Below are 14452 nucleotides of genomic sequence, written 5' to 3'. Positions count from 1 at the left end.
TGTTCGACGCTCCGGCGTCATTCGCGTGCTCCAGGCGCAGGCTGTGGATCAGCCGAGGATCATCACCACGCAGGAAGCGGTCAGCACGCCCATCACGCGGTTGAAGATCTTCCAGGCGCGCTCGGTATTCAGCAGGCGCCCGATGGCGGTCCCGAAGCCCGCCCACAGCGAGATGCACGGCAGCGCGACCAGTTCCGCGAAGCCTGCCAGCAATACGGCGTTGAGCAGTGCCGGGCCTTCCTCGGGCAGAAAGCTTGCCATCAGCGCCATGCCCATCACCCAGGCCTTGGGATTGGCGAACTGGAACAGGCACGCCGCGAGGAAGGTCATCGGACGCGCATCCTGCTGGCTGGCGAAGTCAGGGGGCGGGGCGGTGGCGATCTTCCAGGCCAGGTAGAGCAGGTAGGCACTGCCCAGCACCTTCAGCAGTGTCTGCACGATGGGATAACGCTCGAAGACCAGCCCCAGCCCCAGCGCGATGGCGATGAACAGCACCAGGCAGCCGATCAGGATGCCGAAGATATGCGGCAGGGTGCGCCAGTAACCATAGTTGGCCCCCGAGGCCGTCAACATCACGTTGTTGGGGCCGGGTGTCAGGGTCATCGACAGCATGAAAAGCGTGGTGGGGGCCAGAAAGGCGAGGGATTCCATGGGTGTCCTTCAGCGTGGTGGGCGTTGTCGAAGTGGCGTGTCTGATTGTATGGGTTCAATTTGCGGATGCCGGCACATTCCCGTGTTTTGTGACTTGTTGGCGGCATGTTTTGAGCATAATCTGATGACAATTACCGTCAACAGGTTTTTTGTCACCATGACAATGTGGATTCCGACCTTGGACCCCGCCATGCCGCGTTACCGTGCGCTGGCGGAGGCCATCCGCCTCGATATCGCCGCGGGCCAACTCAAGGAAGGCGAGCGACTGCCGCCTCAACGACGGCTGGCGGATGCGCTGGGCGTGACCATCGGCACGGTGACGCGAGGCTACGCCGAGGCCGAGCGGAGTGGCCTGGTGTCGGCGCGTGTCGGGAGCGGCACCTACATCAATGGCGCCACCCGAAGCGCGCATGGGTCCTTCAGCAGCTTCGGGCATGCCCTGCGTGCCAGCAAGGCCTATGGATTGGCGCCAGAACAGGAGGGCGCGCTGCCGGCAGCGTCCGGCGTGATCGATCTCACCATGAGCCTGCCACCGCCTCACCCCGCGCGGCAGCAGGGAATGGCGGCGGCGCTGGCCGCGATCAGCCAGTCACCCGAGGCCTTGTTGCGCAGTGTCGAGTATCAGAATGAATTCGGCGACGGCAGTCACCGGCAGTTGCTGGCGAGCTGGATGGGCGAGCTCGGCATGCCGGTTGACCCCGAGGAGCTGATGCTGACCCAGGGCGGCCAGAATGGCATCACGCTGGCGCTGTCGGCGCTGCTGGCGCCCGGGGATGCCGTGGTCACCGGCGCACTGACCTATCCCGGCTTGATCGTCGCCAGCGCCGAACGTGGCCTCAAGCTGTTGCGGGTGCCGCTGGACAAGGACGGCATGGATGTCGAGGCGCTGGCGCGGCTGTGTCGTCAGCAGGCGCCCAGAATGGTCTATGTGATGGCCGAGCAGAACAATCCGGGCGCGGCGCAGTTGTCTCATGCCCGGCGCGAGGCACTGGTCGCCCTCGCACGCCAGCATGACTTCTGGATTCTGGAAGATGGGGTGCAATATCTGCCCGACGAGGAGTGCGGCACGCGGCTCTATCAGATGGCGCCGGAGCGCACCCTGTATGTCTTCAGTACCTCCAAATTGCTGGCCGGCGGCCTGCGCCTGGGCGTATTGCGGGCGCCGGTGGAGGTACTGACCCGCATCGGCGCAGTGCTGCGCAGCCACAGCTGGATGGTGGCGCCGCTGTTGATGGAGACGGTCTGTGCCTGGCTGACCAGCGGCAACGCGACACAGCTGGTGGAGTGGCAGATGGAGGAGATGCGCGCGCGCCAGCGACTGGCCCGCACGCTGCTGGCGGAGTGGTCGCCGGCGGCGCGGCCGTCCTCGTTCGATCTGTGGCTCGAGTTGCCCGAAGGGCAGCGCAGTCAGGCGATGGTCGCGTCATTGGCCGAGCGGGGGGTGCATGTCACCAGCGCCGAGCCCTTCTGTGTCGGCAATGAGCCGCCACCGCAGGCCATCCGGCTGTGCCTGAGCGCTGCCGAGAGCCGTGAGGCGCTGACCCACGCGCTGGAAATCGTGCGCGAGCAGCTGCAGGCGCCGCCTGCGCTGCGCCCCATGACACTCTAGCGCTTCGCCGCGCTCACTCCCGGCGGGTGCCGGACTCCTGCGCCAATCGGGCCTGCTTGAGCGGCACGCCCCAGCGATAGCCGCCGAGCCCGCCATCGCCGCGTACCACACGATGGCAAGGCGTCAGCAGAGCCAGCGGGTTGGCACCACAGGCATTGGCGACGGCGCGGCTGGCGGTCGGTCGCTCGAGCGCCTCGGCCAGCTGGCGGTAGGTCAGGGTATCGCCGCTCACGGTGGCGTTGAGCTGCTGCCAGACGCTCAATTGAAAGGCGGTGCCACGCACATCCAGCGGCAGTTCGAGCAGCAGTGCATGACTGGTCTCCGGTTGCTCGCACAGGGCGAGCAACCGTGCCCCCAGTGAGGCATGCAGCAGGCGACTGGCCGCGTGAGCGTTGCCGTCCTGGCCATCTGTCTCTGTCTCCATCTGCTGCCAGTTGGCCCTGGGCAGGCGTGCTTCCAGTGCCTGCTGGCCCGCCTCACGATTGTCGCTGAGCTGAATGACGACCACGCCACGCGCGCTGAGGCCTGCGCTCAGCCAGCAGGACTGTTCCGGTATCCCGAAGCGACACGGCCAATGCAATGCCAGCAGGTCTTCTCCCTTGCCGCCGGAGCGACGGGCACTGGGCGTGATGCCGTCCCTGCGCGCATAGGCGCGACTGCTGGAACGATAGCCGGCGGCGATGATCGCCTCGGTCACGCCATGGCCTTCCTCCAGCAGCGCATGGAACTGCATCTGGCGCAGACCTGCCGAGTACTCGGAAGGTGACAGGCCCAGCAGTGTCGTGAAGCGGCGCTGAAGATGCGAGGCGCTTATCCCGTGCTCCGTCGCCAGGCTTGCGAGTGTCGGGGTGGGCTCGCCTGCGGCGACGGCCTGCTCCAGCTGCCGGCACACCGTCAGCGGCCAGGGCGAGGCGGGGGTTGAGTCAGCAATCGCAGGTGTCGAGCTGGCGGCAGTGGAGGCGCGTGAAAGTGGGGCGTTCAATTCCGGCATCGTCGGTGCTCCAGACGTGGCCCTGACGGGATGGCGAGCCTGCTTGTCGGCCTGAGGGCGATCAGGTTTTTCGGGCGGCTCAGGATGACAGCGCCGACAGGCGCGCATGCCTGCGGCTCGCGCCGCGTGGGCGTCGGCAAACAGGCGCAGGTTGTCGCGGCGTGGCGCCGGGGATGGGCAGCCGATGCGACAGAAGATGCCAGTGGTGATCACGCCGTAGCGCAGCGCCTCCCCGGCGATCGGCTGGCGCGCCAGCAGACGCTGCCAGATGGCCTCATCGCACCCTTGAGCGTCGCCAGCGGCAGGTGGTGCCGTCATGCCTACCGCTGTCTTTTCGCCGGACACTGATGTCATCGTTCATCTCGCTGTGCAAGGTTCACGATCAGTATCGCCATCCGCTCGGGGCGGTGCACTCCGTATCTTGTGCTGACTGTCAGGATTGCGCTCGCAGCATTTGCCGGGAGTCGCTCAGAACTCGATGGATTCCTGGCGCTTCTCTTCTTCTTCGGCCTGCTTGCGCAGCTTCTTGCGGATGGCGGCCTTGTGGAAGCGCAGCTTCTGTTCCTGGGTTTCCAGGTTGAGTGGCGGCACCGGCACCGGCTGGCCGTTGGAATCGACCGCGACCATGGTCAGGTAGCAGCTGTTGGTATGGCGAATCAGGCGACCCTGGATGGATTCGGCGACCACCTTGATGCCGATTTCCATCGAGGAGCGGCCGACGTGATTGACCGAGGCCAGGAAGGTCACCAGCTCGCCGACGTGGATCGGCTGCTTGAAGCGCACCTGGTCGACCGAGAGGGTGACGACGTAGCTGCCGCTGTAGCGACTGGCACAGGCGTAGGCGACTTCATCCAGCTTCTTGAGGATGGCGCCACCGTGCACCTTGCCACTGAAGTTGGCCATGTCGGGGGTCATCAGCTCGGTCATGATCAACTGATGCTGGCCGGGCAGAGCTTCGTTGAGGGCGGTCTGTTCTGGCTGGTTCTCGCTCATGGGGGCGTCCTTCAGGCACGGGCCTGTCAGGTGAGTGGGAGCTGTCAGGGGCTCTCAGGTGAAGCAATGGCTCTGGCATGCCGCGCAGAGAGGGATAATGGCTAGTCTGCGGGATTCGTGACGTCTTGGCACCCCGTGAGCGGCATATCAGCTATCTATAAACGACCTTGCCCCCACAGTCGCCTGTGGGGGCAAGGAGCTTGCGGGGTTATCGGAAAGGCTATCTGAATCGCTGGCTGAAAAGGCTAGCTGACGCCGCCGTCAGCTAGGTATCAGAGCAGCGTCAGACCCAGCGAGATGATGATGCCGGTCACCAGCAGCTGCACCAGGCAGAAGCCCATGATGTCCTTGGCCTTGAGGCCGGCGATGGCGAGCACCGGCAGTGCCCAGAAGGGCTGCAGCATGTTGGTCCAGGCATCGCCCCAGGCGACGGCCATGGCGACGCGTGACAGGTCGGCACCCAATGCCTGGGCGGCGGGAATCATGACCGGTGCCTGCACGGCCCACTGACCGCCACCGGAGGGCACGAACAGATTGACGATACCGGCACTGATGAAGGACCAGAACGGCAGGCTGTCGGCGGTGGCAATCGACACGAAGCCTTCGGAGAGCGTGGCGGCCAGCCCCGACTGCACCATGATCGCCATGATGCCGGCGTAGAAGGGGAACTGGATGACGATGCCTGCGCCACCCTTGATGGCTTCATTCAGGCTGTCCAGCAGCTTGCGCGGCGTGCCATGCAGCACGATGGCCAGGAACAGGAAGCTGAAGTTGATCACGTTCAGGTTCAGTCCGCCGCCACGAATCACGAAGTGATCCACCAGCCAGGCGAGGCCGAACAGTCCGACGACCCAGGCGAGAATCGGCGAGTTCTCGAGACGCTCGGCGGGACGAGGCTGGTCGCTGATCTCGGTGTGCTTCTCCTCGAGCATGGCCGGGTCCACGTACACGCTTTCCTTCTCGAAGGGCATCATGGCGCGATTGACCAGCGGCATGATGATCAAGAGCGCCGCGACGATGGCGATATTGAAGAAGGCGAAGATGGTGTCCGAGGTGGGCACGATGCCGATGCTGTCCTCGGTGAAGTGGCCCGCGGTGGCGATGGTCAGCGGAATCGAGCCCGAGATGCCCGCATGCCAGATCACGAAACCGGAGTAGGCACTGGCGATCAGCAGGCGGTAATCGACCTTGATCATCCTGGCCAGCTGCTTGGCGAACAGTGCCCCGATGACCAGCCCGAAGCCCCAGTTGATCCAGCTGGCGATCAGCGACACGAAGGTGACCAGCATGATGGCGCTGCCGGGCGTTCTGGCCAGCGAGGCGATGCTGGCCAGGCCTTTCTTCACCGGCGGGGTGTTGGCGAGCATGAAGCCTGAGATCAACACCAGCAGCATCTGCATCGAGAAGGTCAGCAGATTCCAGAAGCCATCGCCCCAATAGCGCATCACCTCGGTGGGGGAGCGCTGCTCGATGAGCATGGCGGCTGCCGCTGCAACGACGGTCAGCAACAAGACGAAGATATAGGGGTCAGGCAGATAGCGCTCAACCAGCTTGACGGCTGGCCGTGATAGCGATTGCAGCATGTGAGAGTCCCTGTCGGCTTTTTATCAGTATGGGAAACGGGTTGGCACGCTCACATTAGTCCATTCACTATCAGGAGAATATCGCGCGATGGTCGAGTGGCACGCCAATGCCAGCGGCAAGCCTTTCAGCGCTGCATCAACCTGCTGGAGGCTCCAACGGGCATGGCATCAGCGCCAATGATGGCGGCGATGATGCAGGTAGTAGCCGCCGAGCACGGCAGAGCGCACGCTGGTGAACAGCAGGAAGGCCAGCCACAGTCCATGATTGCCGAAGCCTTCGAGCAACGGCCACAGGCCGATGAAGGCCAGCAGGGATACCACCAGCGTATTGCGCATTTCGCGCGTCGCCGTGGCACCGATGAAGATGCCGTCCAGCAGGTAGCTCCACACCGCGACCAGGGGCATGGCGACCATCCAGGGCAGATAGAGGGTGGCCAGGGCACGGACTTCGGGAATGTCGGTCAGCAGGTGGATCAACGCCGGCCCGCAGAGCCAGAGCAGGCCGCTGGCCGCTGTCGCGGTGATCAAGGAGAAACGGGTTGCCGCCCCCACGCTGCGCGCGAAGCGTTGCCAGTCGTTCTGGCCGACGGCTCGCCCGACTTCTGACTCCGCCGCCTGGGCGAAGCCATCCAGTGCATAGGACGTCATCATCACGAACTGCAGCAGCACCGCATTGGCCGCCAGAACATCATCGCCGAAGCTGGCACCCTGCGAGGTGAAATAGGCCGTCGCGCCCAGCAGGCACAGGGTGCGCACGAACAGATGCTGATTGACGCGGATCAGCGCGCCCCAGGCGGGGAGAGACAGCAGCGCTGCGCGGTCACTGCGCCCCGGCATGCGTCTGAGCTGGCGGGCGACCAGCCACAGGCCCGTGGCCAGCGCACAGTAGTCGGCGATCACGCTGGCCAGCGCCACGCCATCGCTGGTCATGCCCAGCCCGGGCACGAAGGCCAGGTCGAGCAGGATGTTGACGCCATTGGTCAGCACCAGGATGCCGAGCGTGACGCGCGAATTCCCCAGCCCCAGGAACCAGCCCAGAATCACGTAGTTGATCAGCACCGCCGGCGCCGACCACAGACGGATGCTGGCGTAGTCATGGGCCAGGGCACGCGTGGCCTCGCTGGCCTCCATCAGCGATAGTCCCAGGGTGATCAGCGGCGAGCCGGCGATGATCAACACCAGCCCGATGGCGAGTGCCAGCCCGATGCCCTGGCCCAGCAGGGTGCGCAGGCCATCGTGGTCTTCACGGCCATGGGCCTGTGCCGTCATGCCGGTCGTGCCCATGCGCAGGAACCCGAAGCCCCAGTACAGAAAGCTGAAGAGGACCGCGCCCAGCGTGACCGCGCCCAGATACACAGCATCCTCGAGATGCCCGACCACGGCGGTATCTACCAGCCCCAGCAACGGCACCGAAATGTTGGAAAGGATGATGGGCCAGGCCAGGCGCCACATATGGCGATCGGCGGAAGGCAGTGTGGCGGTCTTCAGGGAAGGGGCGGGCATGTTGGGTCCGAATGAGGGGTGAAGGTAAGGTCAGCCGGGAGCGGTCGCGTTGATCAGGATAAGGCCTGGCAGGGCTGGGCGTAATGGCGCTGGAGCGCTAATCTAGTTCTGGTGACTTGATGGCAAGGCCTGCCATGCGCCAGCCGAGAGATCCACTGGCGCGAAGACCCATAACAGGGACGCATGGAGCGTCCGGACGCAAGGGAACTGACTATGAAACGCACGATTTTTCAGCGAAGCACGCGATTGCGCACTGGGCTTGCAGCAGCTGGCATGACGCTGGTGCTGGCGACGCCGGTGCAGGCCATCGAGCTGCCCAGCGAGCAGGGTGACGACACACCCAGCGCAGGCATGATGGTGGCCGATGCCCTTATCGGACGTCCACTGTTGCTGGCCACGACCGTCGTGGGTGCTGCCATCTTTGTCGTGTCGGCTCCCTTCGCGGCCATGGGGCAGAATATCGATGAGACGGCGCGCGTACTGGTCGCGACCCCGGCGCAGGCGACTTTCGCTCGCTGCCTGGGTTGCAAGACCACGCGTGTCGATTGGGATTGAGGATGTCCTGATCGCGGCTGGTGAGCACGCGCCGCTCAGGGCTGGACACGACAACGCCGACCTCGAGGGTCGGCGTTGTCGTGTCTGAAGGGTGGTGAGAGAGGGGGTCAGTGCGCGGGTTGCCTGGCGTGGCTATCGGCTGCGGGCGGCAGTGAGTTGAAGCACAGCACGCGTTTGCGTCCGGCGCGTTTCGCCTCATAGAGCGCATTGTCGGCCATGTTGAACAGCGCGTCGGTGGCCTGGCTGTCATGTGGCGCATTGGCGACCCCGGCGGAGAAGCTCAAGCCGGTCAGCGGCCCCAGCGTCTCATGCTCGAAGACTTCTTCGTGGAAGGCTTCGAGAATGGCCTCGACGCGTGCACGTGATACCGCTGCGCTGGCACCGGGAATCAGGATCACGAACTCCTCGCCGCCGTAGCGACAGGCTTCATCGGAGCTGCGCAGCGACTCACGTATCAGGTTGGCCAGACGCGTGAGGACCTGATCGCCCATCTCGTGCCCGTAGGTATCGTTGACCTGCTTGAAGTGGTCGAGATCCAGCACCACCAGGGACAGCGGGTTGCCGATGCTGGCCTCGGCCAGTTTCTGGGGCAGCACCTCATTGAGGTGACGACGATTGAAGAGGCGCGTCAGCGTGTCCTTGCGCGCCTCATGTGCCAGACCCCGCTTCAACTGCAGGTCGGCCAGTGCCAGCATCACCAGGTGGCTGACATCTTCCGCCAGGGGCTGCAGGCGCTCCAGGCTGTCCTCTTCCGGCGGGATCAGCAGCACGAATTCCCCCACCTGGCCATCCCCGACCGTCAGCGTCTGCTTGAGGTGACGAGCATCTGTGGGTGGTGTTCCCCAGTTGATATGCATCGTCTGATTGATGTCATTCGGGTCATGCAGGGTCACGTTGCCTTCGCAGCCGGCGAACAGGCTGGGCAGACGAACATTGAGCTGGGTGATGATCTCATCGAGCTGGGAGCAGGTCAGCAGGCATTCCGCGAGGTGATGGATCTGGCTGCGGCTCTCGGAGAGTCGCGACAGCTTGAGGTTGGCGGCCTGCAGGTCGCGTTGGGCACGCTTGCGATCGGTGATGTCGTGAACGATGGAGAACAGCAGGGTACGGCCGTTCAGGTCCACCGGGCCGGTAAAGATCTCGACATCACGCAATTCACCGTTGGCAAGCTGATGGCTGGCCTCGAAGTGGTTGTCGGTACGGTTGACGACCGCACGAATGCGCTTGGAGAGCGACTGGCTGGCCAGCACGTTGATACGGCCCAGTGGCATGCCGCACATCTCGCCGATGCTGTAGCCATAGAAGTCGGCGGCGACCGGGTTGGCATCGATGATCTCGGCAAGCTCCGGGTCGATCAGCAGCTTGATGGCGTTGCCGGTGCTGAAGACTTCCTGATACAGGGTCGCGTTCTCTTCGAGCAACTCGATGGCGCGGCGGCGGTCCTCGATATTGTTGATCAATACCAGGGTGCGCTCCTCGCCCTCGAGCGGCGTGAGGGTGACTTCCGCCCAGAACATCTGCCCCGTGTCGGTCTGCATGTGGTATTCGTCCTGGAAGCTGCCGCCTTCGCGCTGCAGCTGGCCCCAGGCACGTTTCATGCGACTGATCTCATCCAGTGAGAACAGCCCCCACAGCGATTGCTGGAAAAGCTCGGCATCACTCTTGCCCAGCAGGGCATGCATGGCCGAGTTGGCATCCGCGATGGTGCCATCCCGGTCGGCGACGATGATGCCCACCGGGGCGGAGTGATAGATGGAGCGCAGGCGGGCACGGCTGCTGATCAGGCGTTGCTGCTGCTCCTTGATCCAGTCGATATCGCTGTGAGTACCGATCATGCGCAGGGGCCGGCCATCCTCGGCACGCTCCACCACGCGTCCCTGATCGAGAATCCACTTCCATTCACCGTTGCGCGTCAGCATGCGGTGCTCGTTGCGATATTCTGCGCTGTGGCCTTCAAAGTGCTGTTTCAGGTCGTCGAGGGTGCGCGGCATGTCATCCGGGTGGATGCGTGATTTCCACTCATCGAAGCTGCTGCCGATCTCGTGTTCCTGGAAGCCGAGCGTCGCCTTCCACTGCGGAGAGTAGAAGACGTGATCGGTATCCTGCTTCCAGTCCCAGACGCCGGCGCCTGAGCCTTCCAGCGCGAACTGCCAGCGTTGTTCGGCCTCGCCCAGGGCGTCACTCATCTTCTGCAGCTGCTGATAGGGGTAGACCATGCGCGATGAATAGATGGCGTGATAGATCATCGCGTAGGCCACCACCTTGTACAGATGGCCGAGCAGATTGAAGACATCGAAGGCAGTGGCATAGAGCGTGAAGCACAGCTCGGAAATCCCCGTGGCCAGCGCCGCGACCGCCAGCCAGCCGGCATTGGTGCCTTCAGGCAGTCGGCGCGCGCCGAGCAGAAGTACCGCGGCCAGCACAGCGCTCAGCGCCAGGGCCCACTCGTAGCCGATCTTCCAGGCGGTCAGGCCGCTGCCGACGATGAAGGTCTCTGGCAGGAAGTCGAGATGAAAGAGGCCTATCCAGCTCACCGCCAGCCCGATGGCGAGCGTCAAGCCAAAGGCCAGGGGCAGATAGCGACGCGGCACGGGGCGGGCTGTCAGCAGGCAGGGGGCCAGCAGCGCGATGATGAAGGCGGTCCGCCCTGCCAGCCAGAAGTGGATGGCCTTGCTGACGGAGGCTTCGCTGACGAAGTCGGGCATGCCGTCGTAGCTGAAGATATGCACCATGTCGAAGAAGGCGGAGAGCATGAAGGCGCATCCCATGACCAGAAAGCTGGTCGGCAGCGTCCGACGGTGCCCCTGGAAGATGGAGACGGCAGACATCAGTGCGACCAGTATCGCGCCCATTTCCAGCAGTGAATGCGGGACGAGGTAATGTCCGACCGAGCTGAACAGCTGCGGACGCGGCACCACGATCAAGACCACCATGATCGCCAGCATGACAAGCAGCATCGCCGTGCCGGCATTGGGCAGCTGTGTGCGTGTCCCCAGGAAGGGGCGCTTGAGAACGGTAGAGAGAGAGCGAGAGGACATGGGCAATCCGTGCGCGTGAAAGGGGATGACCGGTGACTGCGTAACTACAGGATAGAATAGATTGTTTACATTATCCTAACAGAAAATAACCTGACGTAGCGTTTGGTATTAATTGCGTAGCCGTTTAGGCAGGGGCCGAGAGCAGGTTGGGAGCCACGATGCTGTCTGGCCATGTCAGCAGCGGGGCCAGCAGGGAGGACGGCGGGAGCAGGCAATGGCGGGCAGCGCGCCGGGGGGGAGGTCTTGATCGCGAACGAAGTGTATCGCCAGCCGGCGTCTTTGCCCGTCGGCGCCTTTGCCCGTCGGTGTTAGTGCCACTCGGTTACGTTACCCGTTGGTGTCTTGCAGCAAGAGGCACCGCGTTGGCGAGTCTGGCGCTGAAGCGTCAGTCAGGGCCGAGCCTGAGGAAAGGACTTGAGGAAAGAGCTTATAGAGAGGGCTTGCGGAGAAAGCAGGAGGTGTCAGGCAAGAAGCAAGCAGCAACCGTCACGACGGATGTGGCGCAGTACAGGCCATGTCATCGCCATGACGGCTGCCGGAGCAGGCGGCAATCAGTTGCCGAGTGCGGCCGTGATGATGTGGTACTTGTCCATCAGCTCTTCCTGGCTTTCCTTGTTGGCCGGGTCGAGCGGGATGCAGTCGACAGGGCAGACCTGCTGACATTGCGGCTCATCGAAGTGTCCGACGCATTCGGTGCACAGGTCCGGGTCGATGACGTAGATCTCTTCCCCCGGCGAGATGGCCCCATTGGGACATTCCGGCTCGCAGACGTCGCAGTTGATGCACTCATCAGTGATGATCAGGGCCATGATGCTGTCCTCAGCTTGTGGCGGTGTCGTCGTCGGTAGCGGAGAAATGCCGGGCGAGGGTCTTGTCCACCAGCGGATGCACCAGACGCGACACATCACCGCCATGACGCGATATCTCGCGCACGATGGTCGATGAAATGTAGGAGTTCTGTAATTCCGGGGTCAGGAACAGGCTATCGACGTGCGGTGCCTGGGCCCGGTTCATGTTGGCCAGCTGCAGTTCGTACTCGAAGTCGGAGACCGCGCGCAGGCCGCGCAGAATGATACGCGCATTCTGCTGCTCAAGCAGCTCTGTCAGCAGGCAGCTGAAACCGATGACCTCGACATTGTCGAGATGCGCCAGAATCCGGCGTGCCAGATCGATGCGCATCTCCAGCGGCAGCGCGGGGCGTTTGCTGGGGCTGTAAGCCACCGCGACCACCACCTTGTCGAACAGGCGGGCGCCGCGCTCGATCAGGTCGGTATGGCCATTGGTGATCGGGTCGAAGGTGCCGGGATAGACGGCAATGTTCTTGGGCATGACGAACTCGAGCTCTGTCGGCAGCGGGTCAGCCTGGTGACCGGCTGCAGTGGACGACGAAGGATGAGGAGTCGCAGAAGGCCGGAGCGCAGTGGCTGTCGCGCCGCCGGCTCCCCCGGTACGCCGAGTGTAGAACCCCTCGCGCGGCTTGCCAGTCGCGGGAGGGGATTCGTCAGCGAGTGCGCAACCCGGGAGGGGTAGCGAGCCGGTCTTGCAGCGAGCCTGGCTTACAGCGAACCGAAGGGGTTGTCGACCTTGAGCGAGACGGGCTTCGCATAGCCGGGGATACGGATTTCGCGATCCGTGATCTCCAGCTCCGGACCTTCGAGCACGCCTTCACCGAAGCGATAGGTCGGCGTGAATTCGCCGCGCTGTGCCTTGTCCAGATAGTCGGCGCGACGCTGCTCGCAGAGACCGCTGCGCTCACGCCAGGCAGCCAGTGCTGCCTCACCATGTCGCGCCGCCAGCAACTTCAGCGTGACGTCTGCCGACAGCACCACGCCACTGGCGTTGTTGCCACCGAAGCCCTTGGCATTGATGAAGGCGACGTCTGCGGTGAACTCGCGCGCCTCGCGGCGGATGTCGAGGTGGCTGTGATGCACGTCATCGGCGATGGCATCCAGCGTCGGGATACCCGGCAGGATGCCGGTCGCCATGCTGCCGAGCGCCGACACTGCCTGATCGCCCGCGGCACTGCCCTGGCTGTGGCCGATGAAGGATTTTACTGCCACCACAGGCCAGGCCTGGATGTCGTTGGCGCGAGCCACTTCATTGAGCACGTGGGATTCGGTGGTGCGGTTCTTCGGCGTGGAGGTGGCATGGGCGTGCACGAAGCTGCGCTGGCGCACGCCTTCATCGCCGACGATATCGCGCGCCAGTGCCACCGCCTTGCTCAGCGTGATGTAGTTGCCGACGCCGGGCGCCGAGATGGAGCGCTTCCAGCCGTCGGCATTGACGAACACGTCCGGCACGCTGCCGATGATGCGAGCGCCGGTGTCCAGCGCCAGATCATCCGCCATCAGGATCACGAACTGGGTCGCTTCCGCGATGGTGAAGCCACAATTGCGCGCGAACGGGCGACAGGCCTTCTGGTAATCGCTGTCCGTGAGCACTTCCAGCGCGTCGAGGGCCTTGAGGCTCTCGTCATCGGCCAGGGCACCCATGCTGCGGAAGCCCTCGATGACTTCCGGCGTGATCGGCGCATCGGCGGTGCCGACCATCACCACACGGCGACGGCCGCTGCGGATGTCGTTCAGGCCCAGCTTCAGGTTGTAGAGGAAGCTTGCGCATGCGCCCATCGCGGCACCGGCGCCGCCGACATTGCCCAGCACGTAGGCATTGAGGAAGTCGGCGGGCATCTGGGCATAGCCCAGCGGCATCTGCTTGGAGGTGGCGCGCTCGCCGGCTACGAAGGACTTCATCAATCCGCCCCAGCCTTCGGCATCCATCTGGCCGATGGAGTTGCCGGCGTAGACGGCAATATCGTCCGGATCGAGGCTATCGCGCAGCGCATCCCAGTCCAGGCCGCTGTCGCCGAGGCAATCGCTGGCACCGAAGATGGTCATCGACAGGCCGCGCGGGTGATGCACGCTGCGATAGAGCTGCTCCGGCGCGAAGCCACTGGGCAGCTGACCCGCGGCGCGCACCAGCGCCTGACGATGATCGGGCAGCAGGACATCGAATTCGCCGGCCGGTACCGTGACTTCGACATGACGGTTATCCAGCTCGCGGATCTGCCAGTCAGCGGGCGGCTGTTCCGGCAGCTGGCGGCTGCGCAGCGTGAAGGTCAAGTCCTGGCCCAGCGTCAGCTTTGACTGACGATTGGCAGGAATGCCGGTCGCGTTGAAGCGCTCGTCTTCAATGCGACGAATCAGGGTGTGGGACAGCACCTGGTCTGCCAGACGCTCCGCAAGCGCCTGAGCCTCGGCGGGCTGGCCTTCGGCATCGAACCACTGGCCCTGATCATCGCAGCGGGCGAGGTTCATGAGCGACGCGAGACCCAGCAGGGTCTCTTGACGGTCTGTCTCCGGCAGGGAGTCGAGCACCGTGCGTCGGAACGCCTGATGGCCCGAAGTTCTGCCGGCGGCATTGACGCCGCCCATGCCGACGATCACCGGTAAGTGTGACAAGCCGCTTTCCTCGTAAAAATACTGTGAGTCGTTGGTCTGGGCGATACCTCTGCGGATATTCGTCCAAATGA

General features: G+C 64.0%; 11 protein-coding genes. 2 read left to right on the top strand and 9 right to left on the bottom strand.

Going from position 1 to position 14452, the window contains the following annotated elements; all coding sequences use genetic code 11:
* Nucleotides 1–48 precede the first annotated feature (48 nt).
* Nucleotides 49–651: a LysE family translocator gene (locus tag R1T44_RS16770; protein WP_317292310.1), complete on the bottom strand. Its 603-nt coding sequence runs from the start codon at nt 649–651 to the stop codon at nt 49–51.
* A gap of 157 nt (nt 652–808) precedes the next feature.
* On the opposite strand from R1T44_RS16770, the gene R1T44_RS16765 reads away from it, so the two are divergent.
* On the top strand, nt 809–2260 hold the full coding sequence (locus R1T44_RS16765) for an aminotransferase-like domain-containing protein (RefSeq protein ID WP_317292309.1): 1452 nt from the start codon (nt 809–811) through the stop codon (nt 2258–2260).
* A gap of 13 nt (nt 2261–2273) precedes the next feature.
* Here the strand turns inward: R1T44_RS16765 and R1T44_RS16760 are convergent, their stop codons facing one another.
* From R1T44_RS16760 to R1T44_RS16745, 4 genes are all read right to left on the bottom strand, one after another.
* The gene (locus tag R1T44_RS16760; protein WP_317292308.1) at nt 2274–3569 is read right to left on the bottom strand and encodes a methylated-DNA--[protein]-cysteine S-methyltransferase; all 1296 of its coding nucleotides are present in this window, start codon (nt 3567–3569) and stop codon (nt 2274–2276) included.
* 150 nt (nt 3570–3719) lie between these two features.
* Nucleotides 3720–4244 carry an acyl-CoA thioesterase gene (locus tag R1T44_RS16755; RefSeq protein WP_043332919.1) on the bottom strand — a complete coding sequence of 175 codons (525 nt, stop codon included), beginning with the start codon at nt 4242–4244 and terminating at the stop codon, nt 3720–3722.
* 272 nt (nt 4245–4516) lie between these two features.
* The gene (locus R1T44_RS16750; RefSeq protein WP_284726914.1) at nt 4517–5827 is read right to left on the bottom strand and encodes a short-chain fatty acid transporter; all 1311 of its coding nucleotides are present in this window, start codon (nt 5825–5827) and stop codon (nt 4517–4519) included.
* Between the two features lie 168 nt (nt 5828–5995).
* Nucleotides 5996–7330: an MATE family efflux transporter gene (locus R1T44_RS16745; protein WP_279839802.1), complete on the bottom strand. Its 1335-nt coding sequence runs from the start codon at nt 7328–7330 to the stop codon at nt 5996–5998.
* 273 nt (nt 7331–7603) lie between these two features.
* Here R1T44_RS16745 and R1T44_RS16740 point away from each other — a divergent pair, with 273 nt between their 5' ends.
* A complete protein-coding gene (locus R1T44_RS16740) occupies nt 7604–7885 on the top strand; it encodes a hypothetical protein (protein WP_234368090.1) in 282 nt (93 codons plus the stop codon).
* 107 nt (nt 7886–7992) lie between these two features.
* On the opposite strand, the gene R1T44_RS16735 is transcribed toward R1T44_RS16740, so the two are convergent.
* From R1T44_RS16735 to R1T44_RS16720, 4 genes are all read right to left on the bottom strand, one after another.
* Nucleotides 7993–10923 carry a sensor domain-containing diguanylate cyclase gene (locus tag R1T44_RS16735; protein ID WP_284726915.1) on the bottom strand — a complete coding sequence of 977 codons (2931 nt, stop codon included), beginning with the start codon at nt 10921–10923 and terminating at the stop codon, nt 7993–7995.
* Nucleotides 10924–11474: 551 nt separating this feature from the next.
* Nucleotides 11475–11732, bottom strand: coding sequence for a YfhL family 4Fe-4S dicluster ferredoxin (locus R1T44_RS16730; RefSeq protein WP_043334597.1), 258 nt, complete (start codon nt 11730–11732; stop codon nt 11475–11477).
* Between the two features lie 10 nt (nt 11733–11742).
* Nucleotides 11743–12252 carry a pantetheine-phosphate adenylyltransferase gene (coaD, locus tag R1T44_RS16725; protein ID WP_317292307.1) on the bottom strand — a complete coding sequence of 170 codons (510 nt, stop codon included), beginning with the start codon at nt 12250–12252 and terminating at the stop codon, nt 11743–11745.
* A 227-nt stretch (nt 12253–12479) separates the two neighbouring features.
* Nucleotides 12480–14354: a beta-ketoacyl synthase gene (locus tag R1T44_RS16720; protein WP_284726941.1), complete on the bottom strand. Its 1875-nt coding sequence runs from the start codon at nt 14352–14354 to the stop codon at nt 12480–12482.
* Nucleotides 14355–14452: the final 98 nt, after the last annotated feature.

It is taken from the genome of Cobetia amphilecti (assembly GCF_032923285.1).
Lineage (GTDB): Bacteria > Pseudomonadota > Gammaproteobacteria > Pseudomonadales > Halomonadaceae > Cobetia > Cobetia amphilecti.
The sequence above is the reverse complement of the archived record's forward strand: the minus strand, read 5'-3'. Positions and strand labels throughout refer to the sequence as shown.

Coding starts and splice junctions, on each gene's coding strand:
- R1T44_RS16770 (WP_317292310.1), bottom strand. CDS start 651: ATGGAATCCCTCGCCTTTCTGGCCCCCACCACGCTTTTCATGCTGTCG.
- R1T44_RS16765 (WP_317292309.1), top strand. CDS start 809: ATGACAATGTGGATTCCGACCTTGGACCCCGCCATGCCGCGTTACCGT.
- R1T44_RS16760 (WP_317292308.1), bottom strand. CDS start 3,569: ATGACGGCACCACCTGCCGCTGGCGACGCTCAAGGGTGCGATGAGGCC.
- R1T44_RS16755 (WP_043332919.1), bottom strand. CDS start 4,244: ATGAGCGAGAACCAGCCAGAACAGACCGCCCTCAACGAAGCTCTGCCC.
- R1T44_RS16750 (WP_284726914.1), bottom strand. CDS start 5,827: ATGCTGCAATCGCTATCACGGCCAGCCGTCAAGCTGGTTGAGCGCTAT.
- R1T44_RS16745 (WP_279839802.1), bottom strand. CDS start 7,330: ATGCCCGCCCCTTCCCTGAAGACCGCCACACTGCCTTCCGCCGATCGC.
- R1T44_RS16740 (WP_234368090.1), top strand. CDS start 7,604: ATGACGCTGGTGCTGGCGACGCCGGTGCAGGCCATCGAGCTGCCCAGC.
- R1T44_RS16735 (WP_284726915.1), bottom strand. CDS start 10,923: ATGTCCTCTCGCTCTCTCTCTACCGTTCTCAAGCGCCCCTTCCTGGGG.
- R1T44_RS16730 (WP_043334597.1), bottom strand. CDS start 11,732: ATGGCCCTGATCATCACTGATGAGTGCATCAACTGCGACGTCTGCGAG.
- coaD (WP_317292307.1), bottom strand. CDS start 12,252: ATGCCCAAGAACATTGCCGTCTATCCCGGCACCTTCGACCCGATCACC.
- R1T44_RS16720 (WP_284726941.1), bottom strand. CDS start 14,354: ATGGGCGGCGTCAATGCCGCCGGCAGAACTTCGGGCCATCAGGCGTTC.